The sequence below is a fragment of the Paenibacillus polymyxa genome, from assembly GCF_015710975.1.
Lineage (GTDB): Bacteria > Bacillota > Bacilli > Paenibacillales > Paenibacillaceae > Paenibacillus > Paenibacillus polymyxa.
Window position 1 is genome coordinate 815,687 of record NZ_CP049783.1, and the last position, 22,753, is coordinate 838,439.

General features: G+C 45.7%; 17 protein-coding genes. All 17 read right to left on the reverse strand.

The features are described 5' to 3' along the window. Window positions 1-73 precede the first annotated feature (73 nt). The 17 genes from G7035_RS03750 to G7035_RS03830 all read right to left on the reverse strand — a co-directional run bounded on the left by G7035_RS03750 (window position 74) and on the right by G7035_RS03830 (window position 22,741). On the reverse strand, window positions 74-505 hold the full coding sequence (locus G7035_RS03750; RefSeq protein ID WP_019686259.1) for a hypothetical protein: 432 nt from the start codon (window positions 503-505) through the stop codon (window positions 74-76). Window positions 506-540: 35 nt separating this feature from the next. Beyond that, window positions 541-807, reverse strand: coding sequence for a hypothetical protein (locus G7035_RS03755; protein WP_019686258.1), 267 nt, complete (start codon window positions 805-807; stop codon window positions 541-543). 1,126 nt (window positions 808-1,933) lie between these two features. Continuing rightward, window positions 1,934-2,422: a hypothetical protein gene (locus G7035_RS03760; RefSeq protein WP_019686257.1), complete on the reverse strand. Its 489-nt coding sequence runs from the start codon at window positions 2,420-2,422 to the stop codon at window positions 1,934-1,936. Window positions 2,423-2,522: 100 nt separating this feature from the next. Beyond that, window positions 2,523-2,975, reverse strand: a complete 453-nt coding sequence (locus G7035_RS03765; protein ID WP_019686256.1) for a hypothetical protein — start codon at window positions 2,973-2,975, stop codon at window positions 2,523-2,525. 304 nt (window positions 2,976-3,279) lie between these two features. Continuing rightward, on the reverse strand, window positions 3,280-4,797 hold the full coding sequence (locus tag G7035_RS03770) for a glycoside hydrolase family 30 protein (protein WP_019686255.1): 1,518 nt from the start codon (window positions 4,795-4,797) through the stop codon (window positions 3,280-3,282). A gap of 186 nt (window positions 4,798-4,983) precedes the next feature. Further along, window positions 4,984-7,713: a beta-glucosidase gene (locus tag G7035_RS03775; protein ID WP_019686254.1), complete on the reverse strand. Its 2,730-nt coding sequence runs from the start codon at window positions 7,711-7,713 to the stop codon at window positions 4,984-4,986. Window positions 7,714-8,211: 498 nt separating this feature from the next. Beyond that, window positions 8,212-9,195, reverse strand: coding sequence for a Gfo/Idh/MocA family protein (locus G7035_RS03780; protein ID WP_019686253.1), 984 nt, complete (start codon window positions 9,193-9,195; stop codon window positions 8,212-8,214). Window positions 9,196-9,392: 197 nt separating this feature from the next. Continuing rightward, window positions 9,393-9,884, reverse strand: coding sequence for a GNAT family N-acetyltransferase (locus G7035_RS03785; protein ID WP_019686252.1), 492 nt, complete (start codon window positions 9,882-9,884; stop codon window positions 9,393-9,395). Between the two features lie 228 nt (window positions 9,885-10,112). After that, window positions 10,113-15,080: a DUF4132 domain-containing protein gene (locus G7035_RS03790; RefSeq protein WP_019686251.1), complete on the reverse strand. Its 4,968-nt coding sequence runs from the start codon at window positions 15,078-15,080 to the stop codon at window positions 10,113-10,115. Window positions 15,081-15,095: 15 nt separating this feature from the next. After that, entirely contained in the window at window positions 15,096-15,515 is a 420-nt protein-coding gene (locus G7035_RS03795) for a hypothetical protein (RefSeq protein ID WP_016819899.1), read from the reverse strand. A gap of 468 nt (window positions 15,516-15,983) precedes the next feature. Next, the gene (locus G7035_RS03800; RefSeq protein ID WP_016819898.1) at window positions 15,984-16,841 is read right to left on the reverse strand and encodes a MetQ/NlpA family ABC transporter substrate-binding protein; all 858 of its coding nucleotides are present in this window, start codon (window positions 16,839-16,841) and stop codon (window positions 15,984-15,986) included. Between the two features lie 271 nt (window positions 16,842-17,112). Further along, a complete protein-coding gene (locus G7035_RS03805; RefSeq protein ID WP_019686250.1) occupies window positions 17,113-17,784 on the reverse strand; it encodes a methionine ABC transporter permease in 672 nt (223 codons plus the stop codon). Continuing rightward, on the reverse strand, window positions 17,777-18,502 hold the full coding sequence (locus G7035_RS03810; RefSeq protein ID WP_019686249.1) for a methionine ABC transporter ATP-binding protein: 726 nt from the start codon (window positions 18,500-18,502) through the stop codon (window positions 17,777-17,779). Before G7035_RS03810 ends, G7035_RS03805 begins: the two co-directional genes overlap by 8 nt. A 139-nt stretch (window positions 18,503-18,641) precedes the next feature. Further along, complete coding sequence (locus G7035_RS03815; protein WP_019686248.1) at window positions 18,642-19,433, reverse strand: energy-coupling factor transporter transmembrane component T family protein; 792 nt, start codon at window positions 19,431-19,433, stop codon at window positions 18,642-18,644. Next, entirely contained in the window at window positions 19,408-20,892 is a 1,485-nt protein-coding gene (locus G7035_RS03820; RefSeq protein ID WP_019686247.1) for an ABC transporter ATP-binding protein, read from the reverse strand. Before G7035_RS03820 ends, G7035_RS03815 begins: the two co-directional genes overlap by 26 nt. Further along, window positions 20,892-21,488 carry an ECF transporter S component gene (locus G7035_RS03825; protein WP_014599504.1) on the reverse strand — a complete coding sequence of 199 codons (597 nt, stop codon included), beginning with the start codon at window positions 21,486-21,488 and terminating at the stop codon, window positions 20,892-20,894. The genes G7035_RS03820 and G7035_RS03825 overlap by 1 nt, the downstream gene beginning before the upstream one ends. Before the next feature lie 455 nt (window positions 21,489-21,943). Continuing rightward, window positions 21,944-22,741, reverse strand: a complete 798-nt coding sequence (locus G7035_RS03830) for a TatD family hydrolase (protein ID WP_019686246.1) — start codon at window positions 22,739-22,741, stop codon at window positions 21,944-21,946. Window positions 22,742-22,753: the final 12 nt, after the last annotated feature.

Sequence of the window (22,753 nt, forward strand, 5' to 3'; positions counted from 1 at the left end):
TATAGCTGTAAAAGCTAGTAAAAAAAAGAAAAAACAGGTTCCAGTAAAAAGGAAGCTGTTTTTAATTCACGTTTTAGTTTACGTAAACATTCCCTGCTCCGCTTGCACCGTAACCTTGTGGTTGGGTTAGTCCAGTGATTCTGATATGATATCCACTACCTGGCGGGATACCATCAAAGGTTCTACTGTACCAGGTTTTTGAATTGTTTTCAGAACTGTTTCCATATATTTTCTCTGGGACACTCCAATCTTTCCATCCATTCCATACATCTTCCACAATCTCATATTTATTTTTAGCTTCTACGCCATTAATACCTGTGTCTTGCCATCCTTGATTGTCGCAGAATGGGATGAACCGTACAGTTCCATATTGAACCCCACTAAGTCTATAATAGTCTACAGCCGCATTTGTAGAAATTTCAGATGGATTCAGTGCTTTAACGGTTGCAGGATTGCCATCACCAAGAACCAACTTCCACTCTTCACCATCTTTGAGTACTTTCAAATTTTGTTTTTCCCCATCCTCTTTGATTGTAACTGCTACACTCGAATCGGATTCTTTTTGGGCACCAACAACTTCAATTTTATCAAAATCAGTTTTTTTACTGCATCCGAAAAATTCTTTTCGTGCATAGCAGTTAAGTATTTTGTGACAACTTTTTGAGCCTCTTGCTCGGATTGATCGACAGCAGTTTCGGATGTAGCTTGATCTTTTGTTAAAGCTTCAGAAGCAGAAACCGAAACTGAAGTATCAGCCGACGGAACAACAGGTGCAGCGGATACAGAAGTACCTAATGCAGCCACCATTGTAAGTGTAGCATCATATATCCCCCGATATGTTTTTTATTGTGGTTTTATAACCTTAAAAGCCCCCTCTTGTATTAACAGAGAAGGCTTTTAAGCGCAAACAGATGTTTTTGATTACACTTATCGTTTTCCACATTTGCAAGTTTTCTTGATTTTTTTCACTTTCTTCACAACGCTGCTTTTACCACTATTTTTGCGCGAGCTGTTGTTGTTTCCGTTATGGTCTACTCTGCATTCCTCGCAAAGATCCCAGTGGTCACCATACCAGCAAGCTCTGCGACATCTTCTGTGACATCTGTGTTCTGGAGAGTTATATTGCGTTATTTTCTTTTTTACTGGACGACGTGTATTAGCCAATTGGATTCACCTCCCCTCATGCTCTATTACATGCTAAGAGGATGAAAAATGCTTGTACTAATAACAGAAGACAAATCAATCAAAATTGATAACGGATCGCTACTTCAATTACATTGAGGACACGAGGGAAGTTAACAGAGGCAAAACCGATTTGGTTACAAATATAGGAAAACTACATCATAAAAAAATACCTGGCATAAGCATAAGTAAGTAAAATATTAGACTAGATATACAGTTCCAAGCGTCTTTTCAATTTTCAAAATCGGCAAACTCGATAAAATAAGTATCCGATTGTCCCAAAAAAAAGACAGCAGCAGCCTTGGACGAGAAATAAAGTCCTAGACTACCGCTGTTTGATTAAACAAACGTTTCCCTTTAGCTTAATGCCAAAAGGAGTAGAGACCGCGAAGGAAAACTACTCCTTGGAGTGTTGAACTTTCATTCAAGGATACTATAATTCTCGCTCATTGAAGTCTTAATCTTTTGTTACAATTCTTCCATTCTTGTGTTAGCCGGAGAATATGACCCGGTAGATTGATGGGAAACGTTGAAAAGCAAGCTACTGCCAAGCATAACTCATGCATAACTACACATCTTTCTCCATTAGAAGCATCCAACCAAATCTGTATGGAAATCTCTAATTTTTTACCAAGCAATCCTTATAAACTAATTTCGCAAAAGTGAGTTTACCAAATATTGTAAGATACATGCAGTGAAAACCTTCAGCTTTTCTGTTCGAAGTTTTTTTGCCTCCCCCCAATATACACAATTAAGGTGTATGCCTTCCCACATATTGATAAGTACCTTTCGGGTATGCAATCCACTCATTCTGCTGATTAAAAACGGGCGATCCGCATGTTATACCTTGTTTACGAACAAATGTCCCACCTTGAGGAAACAATTGATCCTGCGAATGAGGCTCTCCAAGCACATCTACCACAGTTCCATGATATTTTAGTACATATGCGACCGTATTAAATTCGCTTGGGTTATAAAAATGACCCTCTTGATTAAAATAGGAAACATTTGTAACATCCATAAAATTGTAAAAGATGCTGTTTATGATCAGATACGGTATTAATGGGTTAACCGGATATAGCGCTATGCTGGACACGTTCATGCGGTTCGTATTTTTCATGAATTGGTGAACCTCCAGCTCATATCCTTCTATTTTATGAGAGAAGTCACATTCTCGGTTGTAAAACAATTGCAGCACGATGCGACCGTCTCCACCATCGACATATTGTGAAAAGAACAAAAAAAATGCCTCCTGTGGTTCCTAATGAACCTGAAATATAATCGCTCTGCCAGGCGGTACCACTAAATACAACGTGAACGTCCAGCTTTGTAACATCTAATTAGATCAAAGTTGAGCTATAAGTAGAGCCAGTGACTGTATAGGTGAAAAACACGCTCGCTCTACCACCTTTCCCATCCTCTGCTGTCACAAACACCTGTGTGCTTCCTGCTGATTTGGGCTTTAACGTAAGCTGTTGACTTGCTACTTCTGCTTTTACTACGTTTACATCTGAAGTGATCGCATGATACGATAGCTCATCCTGATCAGCACCAAAAAATACATTTTTTAAATCTACTAGTGTATCTCCAGAACCTACAATGCCATATTGATCGGGAGGAACTGTGGCTGTAACAGGTACATGGTTAGGTGTGGGTGTTGGATTCGTTATAGAACTACCACATTCCTCATGACTCACCGGAGCACCCGGGTGGAAAGCTCCTGTTGGGTCCTCAGTCATTAGACCTGCCGCACGCACCGCCTCGGTAAAAGATACTGTATTCGCTTTACTCACAATTACTGACGTGTCCCCTTTCTTTTCCACATGAACAAAGCTGTGGTCTTCATGCCATACCTGCCAGCAACATCACGATTAGCGCCTTCTGCCATTCTTTATTGGTTCTTGATCACCAGTTTTTCCTCGTACACGGTTCATTCTTTTGTTAGTGAAAAGATCTTATCATCCGCTTCTGAACCGATTCTGAACAATATTAAAATTTTATTTATTCACAATTGGAACTTGGTAGAGAAAAAAGAGCACTTAGCCAGTTAGGGCTAAGCACTCTAAAATTTTTATAAACATTGATGTAGAGACCGTATCAGGAAGTTGTAGGCTCCCATTGAAAGGTAGCTGCTGACTTGGATGGAAGGGTTGATTTGAAAACGTGATTTCCCTGCCGAACCTTAAAGGTCTTGGTGTTCTCTCCCGTATTGGCGGCAATCAGGACCAGCGTACCATCGGGGTTACGATAAGCGACTGTTTCGATACTTCCACTATAGTGGGTAGAATCAATACGTACCGCACCTGGACGAACAAATTTGCTGGCATGTCCAATCGCATAGTATTCTACATTTTTTGTAACGGCACCGCTTAACGGGTCGATGGTCACTACACCTCTGCAGTTGGTACATCCACCATTGGCCGGACCGCCGGATGGATCAAGTGCAATATTCCAAAAGAGGACGTTTTGCGACCAGTTTCGAGGTGCACCAATAATCAGCTTGGACATATCCCAGCTTAAATCATCTCCAAAGCCTGAGCTCCATGCTCCTCCGCTGCATTCTGTCATATAAACAGGCTTATCCGGAAAAGCATCGTGCACGTCTGTCATCGCTGTCGGCTCTCCTTGGTAGCAATGAAAGGCTGTTCCGTGCGTATAGCTTCGAGCCTGTTCGTCTCCCAGCACGGTCTTGGCATATTCACTCCCTGTATCCCAGTTATGGTCAAAGGCAATAATGTGGGTAGACAAATCGTTTCGACTTAAAGCAGGGCCTAAGTATTGCTTGATAAATTTCGCCTGCTCCACTGCTCCCATACTCATGCTGGGATACTTGGACGTGGTGAATTCCGGTTCATTTTGAATGGAAATCGCCTGAATTGGGACTCCCTCGTTCGCAAAGGCTTGTATATAACGAACAAAATAGTCAGCATACGCCTGATAGACACGCGGATCGGTATAGTCCAAATACCAGCCGTTATATATCTGCTCACCATATTTCATCCAGGGCGGGGCCGTCCAAGGAGTCCCCATAATCCGTAGATCCTGGTTTCTTCTCAGAATTTGCTTCAGCACATCGATCACATCCCGATCCTTGGCAATGGAAAAATGATTTAGCTCATAGTCCTTGCCGGTTGCCACATCATCGTAAGTATAGCTGCTAGGTTGTCCCTGTTCATCCACTGAATAATCTGATGCTCCTATGGTATGGCGAATATAGCTTAATTGAATGCCGCCAGCTGTAAACAAATCATTGAGCAACTGGTCACGCTGATTGGCAGACATGCCATGATTCATCAGATATGCGGACGAACCGGACACGGCTGCACCAAACCCTTCTATCGTCTGGTAACGAATATTGGGTCTAATCTCAACCGTCAGTGTATCCGCACTCGCTGCAGCTTCGTTACTGTCGTCTATTCTCCATGGAATTGGGGCTTGCTGTGTTAGACGATTCGCGGGGTCCGGTGTGGTTAGCCACATACTGACATTCTTTTCGCCTGCCGTGTTCACACCATTCTGCATAGCCAGACTGACCAGAATAGCACCAATCAAGATGATAGCTGCAACTATAAGCAGCAAGAAGTCAGAACGTCGTTGTTTTTGGAGTTTCTTCATCTATATCCTCCTCTCTCTATAATCATCCTGTCTCCATCGTTCCTACTATTACAGCTTTCACTCGGTTTTCCCTTTGCATACCTATTAAATCCTATTAGAATGGTTACCTACTTATAGCAAAAGAGAGCCGGTGCTAGTGCCCGTGCTCTCTTGAAATTTAACCACTTTAAAAGGAATATAACGGGATTACTTTTTTGCCTTTTCTGTAGAGGTTGCCGGAATCGTAACACTTCCTGTCAGTCTTGTATCCTGAGAGGAACTGCCTACATAAATCGGAACTTCACCAGATGGCATAACCCATGCTTTGGATTTTTCATCCCAATAAGAGAGAGCTTTCGGGTCAAGCTCAATGCGGACTTTCTTCTCTTGGCCCGGCTTTAATTCCACCTTGGCCCAACCTGCCAGTTGACGGGATGGGGTCTCTACATTGGTCGGGAGCTTACCGCTGTATACCTGTACAACCTCAGCTCCAGCTTTTTTCCCAGTGTTTTTCAATTTAAGCGAAACCTCGACTGAACTTGTACGATCGGATTTCTTTCCACTCGCATGCTGTTTTACCTTCAAATCACTGTATCCGAAAGTCGTGTAGGATAAACCGTGTCCAAAGGAGAACACAGGTTGGATACCCGATTTTTCATATCCACGGTAGCCTACAAAAATACCATCTGAATAGTCACCCACTCCATTGACACCCGGAAATTTCTCCGGTGAGGATACAGGTGTAGACTGCTCGTTAACCGGGAAGGTTACCGGTAGCTTGCCAGAAGGATTTACATCCCCAAACAAGACGCGCGCTATGGCATTCCCTTGCTCTTGACCAGCAAACCATGCCTGTACGATCGCAGGAACTTTGTCCTGCCAGGTGTCCATCTGCACAGCTCTGCCGCTCATTTGTACCACAATGGTTTTCGGATTGGCAGCGGCAACCGCACGGATCAGCCGATCCTGATTGTTCGGCAGCTCCATATCGGAACGCTCCACATATCCTTCGCTCTCATACGTACGTGTGACCACAATCGCAACATCCGATTTTTTGGCCAGCTTTACAGCATTGTCAATCAGCTTGTCTGTCGTATCTGCCGGAGGCTCCCAGCCCAGACGAACCATACCGCCAGAATCGCGACCATTTGTTGGATAATCGGCACGATATTCAATACGTATCTTATGTTTTTCCCCCGCTTTGAACGAGATGTTTTTCTTCGTTGTTTCCAGCTTCGTACCCTGATTATCTACAAATAGCTTATCATCAAGATACAGCTTGCTTGATCCCAAACTGGTTAATGACAATGCATAGTCACCATCCTTGGGAGCTGCAATAGCCCCTGTCCAGCGTGCAGATATCAAACCGTTCAGGGTCGTGGGTGTATTAGGAACTTTAGGGGACTTCGCATTGAAACCCTGATAATTATAAAAGCCAAGGTTCATATTGACTTGATCATCATTGCGCACAAGAATCGGATTGCCTTCCATCTTGTTATTCTTCCAGTATTCGCCTCGCAGTCCCTGCTCAGCATCGCCATAAGTCGCATATCCAACACTGATATTCTCTTTCTGATCGGATGTGGTCAGCAACGAAGACGGAACAGCTGATGGACCTGGCATAATGTCCCCCGCAGAAATAGGATCCGTGCCCGGTGCATACTGGACGGTAACTCCTTTGCCTACACGATTACGAATGCCCTCCAGCGGACTCACCGTGTACGTCGGGTTCACCAACGAACTGCCTCCGCCTGCCACAGTGCCGTTATCTGCATCTGGACCAATCACAGCAATGGATTTGAGTTTATCTTGAGACAACGGTAATACGTTGTTTTTATTTTGAAGCAGCACCATACTTTCCTCAGCCAATTGACGGGCTGTTTTACCATGGTCACGGGCATCAATTTGATTATTTTGAGCCGGGTGATCAAACAAACCTTTACTGAACATCTGCACCAGAATACGCTTAGCTTTATCATCAATCGTTTGTTCACTTACTTTACCAGTCTTGACCGCATCAAGCAGTTGATCTCCCCATTTACCATAAGGGGTTCCCGGTGTTTCCAGGTCCAAGCCGCTATTTGCCGATTCGACTGTACTCAGATTCGCGCCATAATCACTCATCACGAAGCCCTGGAATTGCATTTCCTTTTTCAAAAGGTCTGTCAGGATGGTCTTGTTCTCACATGCCGATTCGCCGTTGACCTTGTTAAAGGAGCACATAGCTCCGCCCAAATCTGCCTTGGCAATAGCCTCCTCAAACGGGCGTATGTAAATTTCATGCAGCGCACGGTCACTGACTTTGACATTTGTCGTGAAACGCTCCGTCTCCTGATTATTCATAAGGTAATGTTTCGCAGTCGCCAAAACAGGATGGCTTTGTACACCTTTGACATAAGCGGTCACCATTTGCGATTGCAGTAGCGGGTCCTCGCCCATAGATTCAAAGTTTCTCGATCCCCATGGAATACGGGCAATATCCATCCCCGGTCCAAGCACCACATTATGAGTTGTATTAAAAGCCTCGTCTCCAAGCAAATCTCCATATTGTTTGGCAGCCTGAGTATCCCACGTTGCAGCCAGTGCAATAGGGGCCGGCAACGCAGTTGATTGCTTGTCCTGCACATCCGGATTGGCGATCCGCACACCCGCAGGTCCATCTGCCATCTTTAACGCTGGAATACCCAACCGTTCCATCGAATTATTATAAAATCCATAATAATTGTTGACCTTACCAGTCACCAGATCTATTTTTTCTTCCAGCGTCATTTCTTGTAACAGCAATGCTGTCCGTTTCTCAGCCGACAGGGACGTGTTCATCCAAGGCCGATCTGTCCGGCTTCCTGCCGCTCCTGCAATATGCATAGGTCCGATCACAACAGCCGCAATGACTGTCATCATCACCATACGGAACACCCATGTTGATTTTACTTTCACGTTTGTAATTCCTCCTTGATGTTTGGTCATGAGGTGAATGCCTATTCAACGCTCACAGGCTTGCAAAGGCTCTCGACCCTGCGAGCTCCAACAAAAATCCAGAGCCACGGGGTAAGCAAGCAAATCAGCAAAAGCCGCAATGGCTCAAGTGACACGTTTACCACCCTACCGCACATTTTCGGAAATTTCATTGAAAGTTTTTGGAAGAAGAACACTAGGACCTTCATTCTTTCTCATAAAAAGAGAGCGCTAACAATTCAGTTAACCGATCATAAGATTACACTTTTGTAACTTTTTAATGACGTAATTTTTAACTATTTATAATCATAAAAAATGATTCATATGTCCCACACTTTGACATGCTTCTATGGTCTTTTTTAGCGTGTGACCAAAGCCTCTATTTTAGGGAATTGGGAATACTTATGTATAAAAAAGTTCAGATAACAAAAAAATCCAGGAACCTGAACGGTCCCTGGAAGCACTGTGGATTCAATGTGATTATTCAAACGGATACCGAAGTCCCCACTGTGAACGAATCTGATCCATCAATTTCATGATTCCTAATGATTCATCCAAAGAAATAGTAGAGCTTTCGAGCAAACCTTCGTTCAAGCAGCGCCCGACTTCTTCTGCCTCAAAAGCATAGCCTGTAGAGGAACGATCATCCTGAAAGTTCTGTGCCTCTTCACCGTCCACAACTAAAGTAGCCGATGTACCATTCAGGAACGACGGAATGTGAATATAGCCCTTGGTTCCATGGATATAAGCTTCATTCGTCAGTCCGAGACGAACTGCCCCATTAAGCATAGCTGTACGTCCTTTTCCATAATCCAACATGATTGAAAATGTCTCATCAACGCCAGTTTCCCCGATATAAGCAGTACTCCATACATGCTCTGGTTCAGGGCCAAACACCATCGAAGCAAAAGAAACGGGGTAAATTCCCGCATCTAATAATGCCCCTCCGCCCAGCTCGGGATTCAATAATCTTCCCTCTGGGTTCCAATCTATGCGAAAACCGAATTCCGCCTTCACCAGCTTCACTTCACCAATACGTCCCGCATGTATCCACTCCCGCACTTGGCGAATCGGAGGCAAAAAACGCGTCCACATTGCTTCCATCAGGAATAGCTTATGGTCACGGGCGTAACGGATTAGTTCCTCCAACTCTTTGCTGTTGACGGTGAAGGGTTTCTCACATAAGACGGCTTTGCCCGCTCGTAGAGCTGCTAGAACATTTTCTTTATGAAAAGGATGAGGAGTCCCTATGTAAATAGCATCGACCTCGGAATCTTGCACTAATTCCTCATAGCTACCATAAGCCTGTGCCATTTGATGCTTGGCTGCAAATTCGGTAGCGCTTTCAATATTGCGTGATCCAACGGCGTATCCTTCTCCATTCGTAACATGTTGCAGATCGGCAACAAACTGATCTGAGATCCATCCCGTACCGACAATTCCCCATTTAATCTTTTTGCTCATACTTGTATCCCTCCCAGTTGTATAGTTAACATTGGCTTACACGGTCTTCTTCATTCTAGCAAACACCTGTCCTAAACAAAAGGAATTCCTGCTCGGCGGCAGTTTGTATTGCAGCTCGGCAGGAAGGCAGCGAGGCGAGCACGAAGTCAGTTTTGAGCAGGAATTTCCTTTAGGATCATCTTGGTTCAGGCCATTTATTAAATGGTGTATTTGTAAAACTTTTTATCTACTTTCATAACTGGAAAGCCCATTGGCAATTCATCAAGAGCTATACTAACAAATCCATTCTTCTCATAAAAATGATGAGCGGCTACGAATTGCGGTGTTGTTCCAAGATAGATTCCCTCAACAGACCGTTCCTTGGCCCATCCTATGGCATGCTGAAGTAATTGATTCGAAACATTAAAGGCTTTGCCTCTATAGTTTTGTTTGACAAACATCTTTCTGAGCGCCGTCTTATGGTTTCCGATATTTAGTAAGGCAACCGTCCCTACTACGATTCCTTCGTGAAGAGCCACCCAGAAGTTGCCGTTACCATGCTGATAAAAGTTTTCAATATCAAGCAGATCAGGCTGATCTTCTTTAGTGATGGCGATATTATATTCGTTCTGTTGAATATGTAGAATTAAATCGACTACTTGCGATTGATACTCAGTTGTGTACTCTTGTAAAAGGATACTATTTATCATCGCTGTATTCTCCTATTATCGTCAATTGTGATGTCGTAAGCTTCCCTTCAAAACCAGGAACAACTTTTTACGCATATCTCCTTATTCGTGCTCGATTCATACCTGATATTAAATAACTCAACCTCCGCAGCTAAACTTAGCTTCCACTTGCACAGTCGATGATTTGAAACCTTGTCTAGATGCGAACGTTGAGTTAATTATGAATTTCTCTATATTACAATTTCTATCCTACGCTTGAAGCTGTTCAAGAATTTGTGGGTCCTTGATTTTCTGATCATCAGCCAGCAACGCTATTTTGGATAGAATCTCGGCTGTTCTTGGATCCTCATCCAGAAACGGCAGGAAGATGCGACCACGATGCTGCGAATGCACCGGAATAATGTGCAGTGCTCCCTTGGCTTGCTTGTAGACCCCACCGCTTCCGAGGTGCACCGCATACTCGCCAAGATTCCCATCTATACGTGCGTAATTCCCATCTAAGCGTACATTGCTAATTTTTAGCAGACGAAGGGATTCCTGTACAATGACCTTACGCATTTCAACGGTTGTCAGACTAGCCTCTGGATCAACGCCGCCTACATGAGCAACACTGACGACCAGATCCACGTCCCGCATAACTTCAGAGAACAGAACAGGTGGAACCTCCTCCAAAGGCACGCTCTTATATGTTGTCCGATCAAAGAACTGCACGGTCTCCAGTGTAGGAGCCTCAGTATCCGCTGGTGAGAACCAGTCGGCCATGGCATACAGGTTCGCAATCAGATTCTCGGCATAGTACACCTTCTGGAGTCCGTCTTCATAGCTGACTGTCCATTGGCGACTTTTTAGTAAGGATACCGTTTTATTCGGCTGTACCTGATGTCCCGCATACCGACGGGAAACTGTCGCGTTGGCACGTTCATCAGCATTCAGCAGATACAGCTCACGGAACACCTGCTTAAATGGCTGGCGTATCTGGCGGTCGAATAAGTCCTTCTGGAATTCGCTCCAACGACCACTTTCGTACAAATGAAGTGGATGTGCAATAACCAACTTATCCTCTTCTCCAATAGTATGCTGTTCAGCAGAAGGAGCAGTCAACACCAACGTATCCCCATTAAAATAACCGAGGTGATCACCAGCTTTGAAAACCAGTGTCCTCACCAGCGGAGCAAGCACAGGATTGCCTAACAATCCTCTTAATTCCTTCACCATAAAGGTCGTACCAGACTCCATAGAGCGTTCCAATTCTTTGCGAGCTCTGCGATATTGGTCTACCAGATCTCCTTTAAGCTCTTTCAACGCCGTAACATACTCATCCTTCTTGAAACGAGCCGGAATGGATTTCAGCGTCTTCCCTTTGCTGACAATTTCAATATCTGCCGTTCCTTCATCATCAATGACCAGTTGTATCGTTGTAGCCTCATCCAAGGCATGGGGCTCAAAATAAGAGCGGAGATCATCCAGCTTGCGAGCTTCCATGTCCCAGACGAGACGGGTTACGTCATCATAACCTGCATTACGTGCCAAATTCCCGAGCGCAATCCGTGAAACCAGTGCCTCACTAGCCTTCCGCTGTGCCCCAAATTTCTTGCTTTGTTCCAGAAACTTCTGGATAAAATCATAACGTTCGCGGACATCTGGTTCAGGCGGCTCGGCAAGTGGAATCAAACTGTAGGTCAACAAATGGTCTTTGTTTCGCTTATCTTCCACTGATTTTTCCATTTCACTCCGTTTCAGCTTACCCAGCGTTGCATCCGCAAACAATTGGGATCGACGATGATTGGCTCCAGCCGAAATATACTTGGCACAGTCGTACAGCAGATCAAATCGTTCCTCGCCCAGCGTCTCATAGGCCTCATGAAACCAGTGAATATCAAAGGCACCATCATTAAAATCCTGCGGAGCTATCGGTGAATAATGAGCTACAATCGTTTCCTTCTCAGCCGAAAAGCCTTCATTGATATGCGCATGGAAGTACCATGCTGCACTGCGAAGTCCTTCCCACCCGAGATAGCCTGCTACAATCTCAATCCATTGTGGGGCATACATTGCCGCCTCCAACAAACGTTTATCTGTAATTTTAGTTTTCTTCAGCTTCTCCTTGAGTAATGCAGCATCCTCGCCATCACTTGGATAACATGCCTTGAGCAAGTGGCTGAACGATTCTTTTTTGGTAATACGATCACCGTAGCCATACACATAACCACGCACGAACGTTTCCTTGTCGAGCCCCTCCAGAATACGGATAAAATAATCCATGCCTTCAATCCGGCTCAGACCCATCACCTTTGACGTGGCTTCGGTAGGCAAATCGCCTCGAACCAATTCAACCTCCAGCAGTCGATCAATAACCGTACGACGTATCTCCAAAAATTCTGGCTTGCTGGAAATCCATGTATTACGAGCATTGGTTAAGGTGCTCATATGCCTTCTGCTTTCACTACCGGCCAGCAGCTCCCGATACACTTCACCTACACTGATCAGTCCTTTTTCATAGGCTTTGAAGTGATCCTCCAGATCCAGCGGAGAATAAAAACGATTTTCCATGCCTGGCCATTCTGCGTAGTTCACAAAGGTATGGAAAAAGCGCTTAAAGGACTCATTATCATGGACTCGCCCTTTCTCCAATGCCAACCACGGGCCGGACAATAAATGAAACATTCCCATATCCTCTACAGGTCTATCCTTAGGCATACTTTGCATTAGTGAATTGAAGGCAAGGTCGATTACGTCAAATGTTTCGGAACCGGCTGTGTCCATAAAATAAGCATTAATTAATGTGCTTACCTGATCGGAATAGGTCAGCTCTGCCATCCACTTTTGAACCTCGTTAATCCGCTCTAAAGGATACATTTGTTCGGCGAAGTCTTTACGCCATCCTTCTAGCAGCTTTTGCTTGCTTTGTTCTGAATAGCCAAAGTTAAATGAGAAATATCGATAGTAGCGATCCAACGTTTGGTCCATTGGCTCCAATCGATCATAAAAAACAAGCTCCAGCAGATCACGTGCTTCTATGCCGCTTTCCTGCAAATAACGTTCCCATTCCTCATAAAGAGGATATAAAGACAGCCTGGAATCTACTTCTTCATCGACCTGAACCAGTCGTAGAGGGCGAAGATTCGTCCCAATAAGCAATGTATCTTTGTAGCCTGAATAATACTCCGCAGTATATTCCACATCACGATGATGATGAATAAGCTCATCCAGTCCACTCAAAAACTGCTTGAGCTTCTCCAATGGACTAGCAAAAACATCGGCCATTCGGAAATCACCCAGATCAACCTTCTCTTCCAACCAAGCTTCCTTGACATTCGGATCGTACAAGCCAAAGCCGTTTGTCCCTGTATAAGCATCCTCCTGTCCCAGCTTGGACAGCAGTTGCTCCTCTTTGGCGGTGGGTTGCTGAATGATATCCGCTAAAGCCCGCAGATTTTCATACTGCTGGGCACGATCCGGGTCTGCATATATCTTTGTCAATATTTCCAGTCCACCCAATCGTTGCAGTTCCGCCTTCGCACGAAGCAAGCGTTCCAATGAGCCAGCGAGCGGATCTTCCGATTGTGAAAGCAACACACCAATGACACTTTGTCGCAACGAGCCTGTCTTGAGCTTTAATAAAGCTTCCATTTGCTGCATTTCTGGTTCCGACAGCGTCAGCTTGCGCGCCTTGGCCACAGCGAACTCACGGATACTCATACTTTTGTCAGACAAGCTGGAAAAAATAAAATCACGCTGTACCGCATCCTCAGGGTTCTGCACAAAATGGTTCAATATCTCGCCGCGCAGATTAGGGCTAATCTGATCCTTTAAGGCTATAATTTCCCCAATCCAGGAAGCATCCATATCATAACCAGCGAGATACAGCATTTTTTGAATAGGTGCATCCGAGCGGTGATACAGGTTTACATAATCCAGCACCTTGGAAGGCTCGGTAGACTCACCCTTTTTCATATGTACAAATAGATTATGAAGTCGTTCAAAATCCTTACGACGCTCCTCTTTGCTCTCCAGCAAAGGAGTGCGCGCCACTTTAACGATTCGATCCGCGACCGTCCCGCCTTCTACCCATTCATAAAAATAATCAGTTGTATAGTTCGTCAGTATCCAATAGCGAAGCTCCGGGTCCGTCTCATCCAGATATTCTCTCGCAATTCCGAGGCGCAGATCCTTGTTTTTAGTATTAGACAGTACATACTGTGCTACAATCTTCTGGTATGCTGCTCCCTGCTCCATAAGTTGGCGAACCTGTCCATATAAATCACGTTCCTCATGTACTGCCGTAGCCCACAAGCTCATATACAGTTCGTTAGCATTTGAGCTGGTCAGCCATTCCTGGCGCAGTTCAGTGCGAGTTAATGCTTCATATGCCTGCTCGATCAGCTGGCGAACGACCCGCTGATTGGCAGATTCCAAGCCCATGCCCGTCCACACTGCAAGCGCCCGCACTACCGAACTGTATCGAATGAAGCCTTGGTCGATGATCACCTTTAACAGATAAATGAGAGCCTGAGGAGTTCCTTCATCCATTTGCTCCACAATGCTTTGGCGCAATCCCTCTTGAAGCCTGGCCGCTGCCAGCAGCTCGCCAATCATGTGATAATTCTCATCTTGATGGCTTAGCAGCATGCCTTTAATCATATTGCGCGTAAGTAGCGCCGCCTGATTATCCCCATAAATAATAGCTTTTAGCGCCTCTAGCACCTGTGAATTGCCGTTGTCTAGCTCGTAAGCAATCCAATCCCCAATCGTTTCCTGAATCCGGTAATCCCTGCCTGGTTCGTAATCCTTTTTCGTTAAATAATCCATTATAGAGAATCCGATACAGTCCATTCGGATCAACTGCACCATTTTTTTATAAACCCGGGAAGTATGAGCGGTAATTTCCGAAGTGCGAAACGGTCTGCGCTCATACCCAGTGCTGTAAGGATATTCGGTCACATGCTCGGTTAGATGTGCAAACACATCGCCAGCTGTTTGTCCAATTAGAGAACGCAACACTTCTGCCAGTGGCTTGAACAGCGGTTCTCCGCTTTCTGCCGCCCGTTCTTTCAGTATTTGCTGACATTTGATAAATGGCTCCTCAACCTCTTGTATGTAATGAAGCTTACCCAGTTCCACAACATACTGAGCCAACTCCTGCTGTTGTCCACCCAGTTGCGCCGCGCGCTCTTTCAGTGTGGCGAAATATTCTTGCTCATTGTTCTCCTGATGCATATTTCATCTCCTCCTCTACCATAGGCCTCCAGCCAACATTGTGAAGCGTATAAATACAATCTCATCCCCTGCATGAAGTGACAAAGGAGCGTCCAGTTCAATCGCTTCCTCATCACATACAAAAACCCTGTATAAACCATCCTCAAAGGCCTGCATCGCCGTGTTCACGGCAGCCTCAATATTAGGAACACCATCATTATATATGGAACCGAATCCAACTTTGCCTGTCTCGCCTTGTGCCTGAATTTCCTCTCCCGTGAGGAACGGAATCAGCGCGACACTCTCCTGCTTTTCCCGTAGCTTTTGAACATTCAGGGCAACGGTTGCTGTAATCAAATCTCGCAATGTTTCTGGAGTAGGGCTCAGCTCTATTTCCTGTTGTGCGAGTGCGGGTTTACGCTTTCCCAAACTTTTTACAGTTACAAACAGCTTCATATTGTTTCCCTTCCTTTTTATTGACGCTTTTGAACCGTTGTCAGCTGAATTTCTCGACCCTCCTACAAACATCGTTAATAAAACATAAAACGAATGTTTGTTCGTATATTTATTTTAATAGGTTCCTTATCATTACTCTATCACCCTTTATGACCAAAATTCACAGTGCTGTAATACACTAAAATCTTAAAAAATAAGACTTTGTACCCTGATTTCGATGAATTTTACCCATATTAAGGATGAAAAAGAAAAAGACCTGCACAAGGGAGACCATCTGCTCTTCACAGACTGCACTCCATTATACAGGTCAAATATCATCAAAAATAATGTTTCAATACTTATTTCAGGATTTTGCAAAATTCGATTCCAGTCGCTCCAAAGTGCAAGATATAGACGAACTAAACCATTTCGATCTATATCTTATTCATTGGAAGTCGCTTATTGGATTTTTGCAAAATCCTCATTTATTTAAAATGCTGGAACCACGCTATCCTTGTAATTGTCCTCAAAAAATTTGCGTACTTCCGGTCCGGTCATTCGTTTTGCCAGCTTTTGAATGGCATCGGAATCTGCATTATCCTTACGCGCTACCAAATTAATGGCAAAGTGCGTATCATCTTTTTCGGTAATCAGCGCGTCCTTCTTCGGTGTCAGACCGAGCGGCTTGGCATATGCGGGATACATGGCAGCCATGTCCACATCATCCAGCGACCGCGCCAGCATCAACAAATCCACTTCTTTAAACACAAACTTTTTCTTATTCTCAATAATATCAGCCTGTGTAGCATTATAGCCTACACCTTCTTTAAGCTTGATTAGACCGTTTTGCTCCATCATTACCAAAGAACGTCCGGTATTGGCCGGATCATTGGCAATGGCAATCGTCGCACCTTCGGGCAGGTCTTTAATGTTCTTGTATTTTTTGGAGTACGCGCCATAAATGGCGTTGTAAATCGGTTTTACCGCTACCAAATCAGATTTGTTGCTTTCATTATATTGTTGCATAAACGGAGCATGCTGAAAGAAGTTAGCATCCACTTCACGGCTTGCCAATGCGTTGTTCGGTTGGATATTGTCTGACAGCACAACAATTTCCAGATTGACTCCGTCCTGTTTAAGCAGTGGCTTCACGATATCCAGCACATCTGTCATCGGTGGGATCAGCGTGGCTACTTTCAAGGTCACTTCTTTTTGGGATGTTGCTTCTTTAGTTGTTGTTTCTTGTGTAGCCTGCTTCTGACCACCGCATCCGGCAACCAGCAGCATAACCACTGCAAATAGTGTAAGTAATTTCAAGTTCGTTTTCATGTTGTTTTTCCGACTCATTCGATGATGAACCTCCAAATTAGTTGTGATTGGGAAGATAAAAAATGAGTTACAGTGGGAGGTCGAGCCGCTTCGCGTGCAGATTGTTCTTCCGATCGCTGTTGAAATGGGATTCTCTCATTTAAAGTGATGATAGGTTAGAATCCCATTTCAAAGGCGAACGCTGACGCTTCTCCAGAACAATTCTGCCCGCTCCGCTTTTGAGATACTGTAAGGTCATTTTTATTTCCCATAGTGGGTGGTGCAAGTGTAATGCCATACAACTTACCATTTACCGCTTGTCGATCCGGCGGGATATGGTGCTTCCGGTGAACTGGATCGTTTGTACGAAAATAATCATAACGACGATGGTGAACGCCATCAAGCCTGTTTCAAACCGCTGGTAACCATAGCGAATGGCAAAATCGCCTACCCCGCCGCCGCCCACAATGCCCATCACCGTGGAGTAGGAAATGAAGCTAATGGTGGATGTGGTCAAACCCAGTACAAGTCCGGAACGGGCTTCCACGTATAGAAATTTAAAAATAAGCTGGAGGGTGGATGCTCCCATAGACGTAGCGGCTTCAATCACACCCTTGGGCACCTCAAGCAACGATTGTTCCACCAGCCTCGAATAATAGGCGATGGCTACCACTGACAAGGGAACCGTAGCTGCCATCGTGCCCAGCGCCGTGCCTACCACCAAACGTGTAAATGGAATCATAAACACCACGAGCAGCAAAAACGGAAACGAGCGGATGACATTGACCAGACTGTTCAGTATGGTGAAGAGCAGTCGATTTTCATATTTTTGCCCTTTACCACACAAATATAAAATCGTTCCTGCCGGAAGCCCTAACAGTACAGCTGCTGCGATAGAAATCCCCACCATGATAAACGTCTCCCCGATGGCTTTCCATATCTCTGACTGATACTGCGCAATGATGCTCAACATGTCATTCATCAGCTTCACCTGCTTCCAAGGTTGAACCTACCATAGGGTCAGCTACATGTTTCGTTGAAAGTAAATGCCCGTCCCGCATTTCGGATACACGGGTACAAATATTGCGTACCACGTCCATATCGTGTGTGACGATTACAATCGTAACTCCCAGTTCACGGTTGATCTCCCGTAACACACCTAGAATATCCGCAGTCGTCTGCGGATCAAGGGCCGAGGTCGGCTCATCACAAAGCAGCACCGCAGGACGATTCGCCAGTGCTCTGGCAATCGCCACACGTTGCTTTTGGCCTCCGCTCAGTTGTGCCGGATACTGTTCTGCCTTATCCGCTAAACCAACGAATTGCAGGCATTCGCGCACGCGTTCTGCTCTCTCTTTTTTCGCGACACCTGCCAGTTCCAACGGCATTGCTACATTTCCACTTACCGTCCGATTATGAACAAGATGATAATGCTGAAAAATCATCCCTATGGATCGCCGCGCTTCACGGAGATGTTTTTCCGGCATGCGAGTCAGATCTTCCCCGTTCACAACCACGTTTCCCTCATCCGGCCTTTCCAATACATTCATCAACCGGAGTAACGTAGACTTGCCGGCACCGCTGGCACCTATGATACCGTGAATTTCCCCTTCCTCCACTTGAAGAGACACGGATTGAACCGCATGAAATGGGCCGCTTGAGGTGGTATAATGCTTGTTTACCTGATGCAGCGTAATCATGAAACTTGGCCTCCTGATGATCCATTACTGCGGGAAAATGTAATAAGCCCGCCAGCCCAGGCGGGTCTGTACGAGCCGTCAATTCCCATTGCATTAATATACCACAGAGCAGAAATCGGGCAAAGCCTTTTGACAACAATTAACGTACATCCCATACCCCCACATAAGGAAAGCAGGTACCAAGTCCCCAAGCTAGCATCAGCAGCACCACAAAATACAAAATAAATATAATATCTACAGCCGAATAGCCGATCGCATAATAATACGTACGCTTGGTTTCATTAGCAAAACCCTTGGCTTCCATGGCTATAGCAATGCGCTGCGCACGCCGGATACTTTGAGCGAGCAGCGGAATGGCGTACCTGCGCAGCGTGGCATACATATTCCATTTGGACACATGCTGGTGCAAACCTCGAATACGGTGGGCATGTCTCAAAGCCTGAAATTCATCCAGCATCATCGGCATCAACCGCATAGCTGCCAAAAAGCTGTACGCATACTTGGGAGGGAGCTTCCATTGCTGCATCAGTGAATAAAAAAGGCTCACCGGACGAGTCGTTAAACCAAACAGCAACCCTGCTGCGGCCATACTCAGTGCACGAAAACCCAGATGCATCCCTCGGAAAAAGCTTTCCTGCGTAATATGGATCAGGCCCCATGTCCACCAGGTCGTCACTCCCTTGCCAAACATCATCATGCCTGTTGAGGTTGAAATAAACACCAATATAAAGGGAGATCCATACAGCAGCAGCCGCTTCCATGGATGGCCTGACCAGACAAGCAACAGCAGCATAGCACATGTAACATTAAACATAACGTTCGGATCATGGATGACTATAACGATCACAAACAGCAGAGAAAACATTACGAGCTTTAGGCCCGGATTCACACGATGCAGCCATGTTTCATGATGAGGAAAGGACAGACTCATACTGTAGTTCCCCTTTCTGAATCCGCCATATATCAGTACAATATCGACGGACAATTTCCGGGTCATGCGTAACCATCACAATGGCCGTGCCTGCCACTCTCAGCTGTTCCAACATATCCAGCATGACAAAGGTATTACGCGCATCCTGCCCAAAAGTCGGTTCGTCCAGCAGCAGCACTTCCGGCTCCCGGATCATTGCCGTAGCAATACTCAACCGCCTTTTTTGGCCCAGCGAGAGCTGATACGGATGGCGCTCATCCAGCCGCTCCAGTCCGAATTGCATAAGCATTCGATCCACTCGTTCCCTACACTGTTCAGCTGTAAACAAACTCTTGGGTAACGAATACTCCAGTTCACTTCGCACGGTGTTCGCTACAAATTGCAGCTCTGGATTTTGAAACGCGAACCCAATGCGCTCAGCCAGTTGCTCCGTATTGCCTGCCTCAGCTCCGCACACGCGATAACACCCCTGCGTGTGAAGTAAGCGCATCATAGAGAGCAAAAGCGAGCTTTTGCCAGCCCCGTTTTCACCGACCACACCAACCCAGTCGCCAGGCTTCACCTGCGCTTGCTCCACATAAATGACTGAGCTCCCTCCCCGAAGTCCGCTAAAATGTTCCAACTCCAGCAAATTTGTTGTACATGCTGAAGTGGACGGACTATCCGCAAGCAACGCATCATTCTGCTGCGTCATAGAATCATTCCAACGTGGTGAAGACGATTCATCCCATACTCCCGGATACCATACGCCATACTCGGATAATGCCTGCCGGTGTATATGAAATACTTCTTCCGCCCTTCCGTCCGCAATAATCTCCCCTTGAGCAGAAAGCACCACAATCCGATCCACATCCTGGACAATTTCATTAATTTTATGCTCTACAATCACCATCGTCTGGTCTGCCGAAATGTTGCGAATGGTATCCCACACCTGTGTAGTGCCTTCCTCGTCCAACAAGGCTGTCGGCTCATCCAAAAAAAGCACTTCCGGTTCCATAGCCAGCACCGATGCAATCGCCAGCCGCTGTTTCATTCCTTGTGACATGCTGGCAATGGGCAGATGTATATCATCCGTTGGAAGACCAACCTGCATTAGCAGCTCGCGAATACGGGATGGCATCTGCTCCCTTGGAACCTGCTTATTTTCCAATACAAAAGCCAGTTCCTCGTCTGCATATGACATACAAAATTGTGTGTCGGGATCTTGAAATACAATACCAGAGAGACTCGGGATCACGGCAGCATCGTATTTCATAGGCACTTCTATCGTGCGTGGAATCAGACCGCTCAGCACCTGAAGCAGCGTTGATTTGCCGCATCCGCTCGGCCCCAGTAGCAGCAGCTTTTCCCCTTTGCGAACAGATAAGGACATATTGTGAAAAAGCAGCTCTTGCTCACCGGGGAATTTCAACCGAAGACGGGTGATCGAAGCCACCACATCTTCGTTGGCCGGGCTCATCAATCCAGCCCCTTATAATCTTGTTCCGTTGCCGGTCTCAAACTTCGCGTAACGCCGGTTACTTCCAATGCCTTAGCCAGATAGAAAGCGAATATTCCAGCAATCACAATACTGCCAATCATCCGAAATCCAATATACAAAACATAGTTCCAGGTCGATAGCTGATCAATATACCCATAGCTGAAGTCTAAAATCAGAGAAGTGACAGCCGCTCCTGCCGCAGCTAGTGAAGCAATCCACAGGTTGGCGTTCCGATATAGAAAAATCGCAAAGAACAGCTCCGCTCCCAAGCCTTGCAGCAAACCGTAGTACAAGGTGGACATGCCCCATTCACTTCCCAAAAAAGCACTGACGGTTGCCGCGGCCACCTCTGCCAAAATCGCAACACCCGGTTTGCGAATGATGAGATAAGCGAACGTGCCAGCCATAAACCACATGCCATACATTAGTTGTTCGGCGTGCATACCGAATGGTTTCATCAAATCATAGGCAGGTCCCCATATTTTGTAGACCAGCCCAAACACCACGGAGATTACAATCGTGACCAAAATATCAGTCAGCTTCAGTCCTTTGGACGCCCTTACATTCGTATTCATTGTTGATACGCTCCCCTTTTTCTTTAAAATAGGCCATTTGGCCATAAAAAAAGCCTGTCCGGAGCTGAATCTCCAGGCAAGCTTTATGCGCAGTCATAAAATGATCACCATACATTATCAGTTGTCGACATATCTCATATAGCACAGCAGTCTACTGCACTAAAACCAAGCCAAAGTCAGGTACAGAACAAGACACGCTTGTCCGTCTGCAACTTTTTACAGACTGTAGCTCATTAACTTGATATAGGATATGAAACGTTTCTATCGACTAGCCGCCGCTAATCGGCGGTATTCCTGTTTCTTGTAAGGTGTTCTAGGTTTCTCTACGCTGGCATTACCCAGATCAGATTTCACGGTCGGCGGCAAGGGCCACCCTCTCAGCCTGACTATCTCAAGCTCCCGACAATGCTTTTTAATTCACTATAATATATACCACATCCATGGCTTTGACAATCCTATAATCCGAAGAAACGTTTGGCCGTTTCCGTCGTCGCAATTTCGATCTCCATCATGCTGCGGCCTGTGCACTCGGCAATCGTAGCGGCGATGTGAGCGAGATACACCGGCTCATTACGCCCTTCTTTGGGCTTCACGGGCAAATTACGCGGGGTCAAAAATGGAGCGTCCGTTTCAATCATCAACCGGTCCAATGGAATATCCCTGACCAGCTCCCTTAGATGCTTGCCGCGCCGTTCATCACAGATCCAGCCCGTAATACCGATATACAGTCCCATCTCCACATACGTATGCAATTCCTGTGCAGTGCCGGTAAAACAATGCACCACCGCTTTATCAACAAGCCCCTGATGCTCTCGCAACATAGCGACAAAGTCCTCATGCGCATCTCGTTCATGCAGGAATAAAGGCATATGCAGCTCCCCCGCCAGTTGAATCTGCTCTCCGAACCATCGGCGCTGTACATCACGCGGAGAAAAATCACGGTTATAATCCAACCCGCATTCCCCTATGGATACGACCTGCGGCTGAGCCGCAAGTTGGCGGAGCTGCTGAATTGTATCTCTGCTGCAACTTTTGGCATCATGGGGATGCACGCCAGCCGTCGTGTACAGTTTACCCGGATAACGAGCCGCATACTGAGCAGCCTCCCGACTGCTCCGGACACTGGTTCCGGTAATAATTAACGGTGTAATTCCTGCAGCCGCTGCTCTCTCTACCACCTGTTCCCGATCTGCATGAAACGAACGGTGCATCAAGTTCACACCAATATCAATTAACGGTGTACTCCTATCCATCTCAATCCCTCC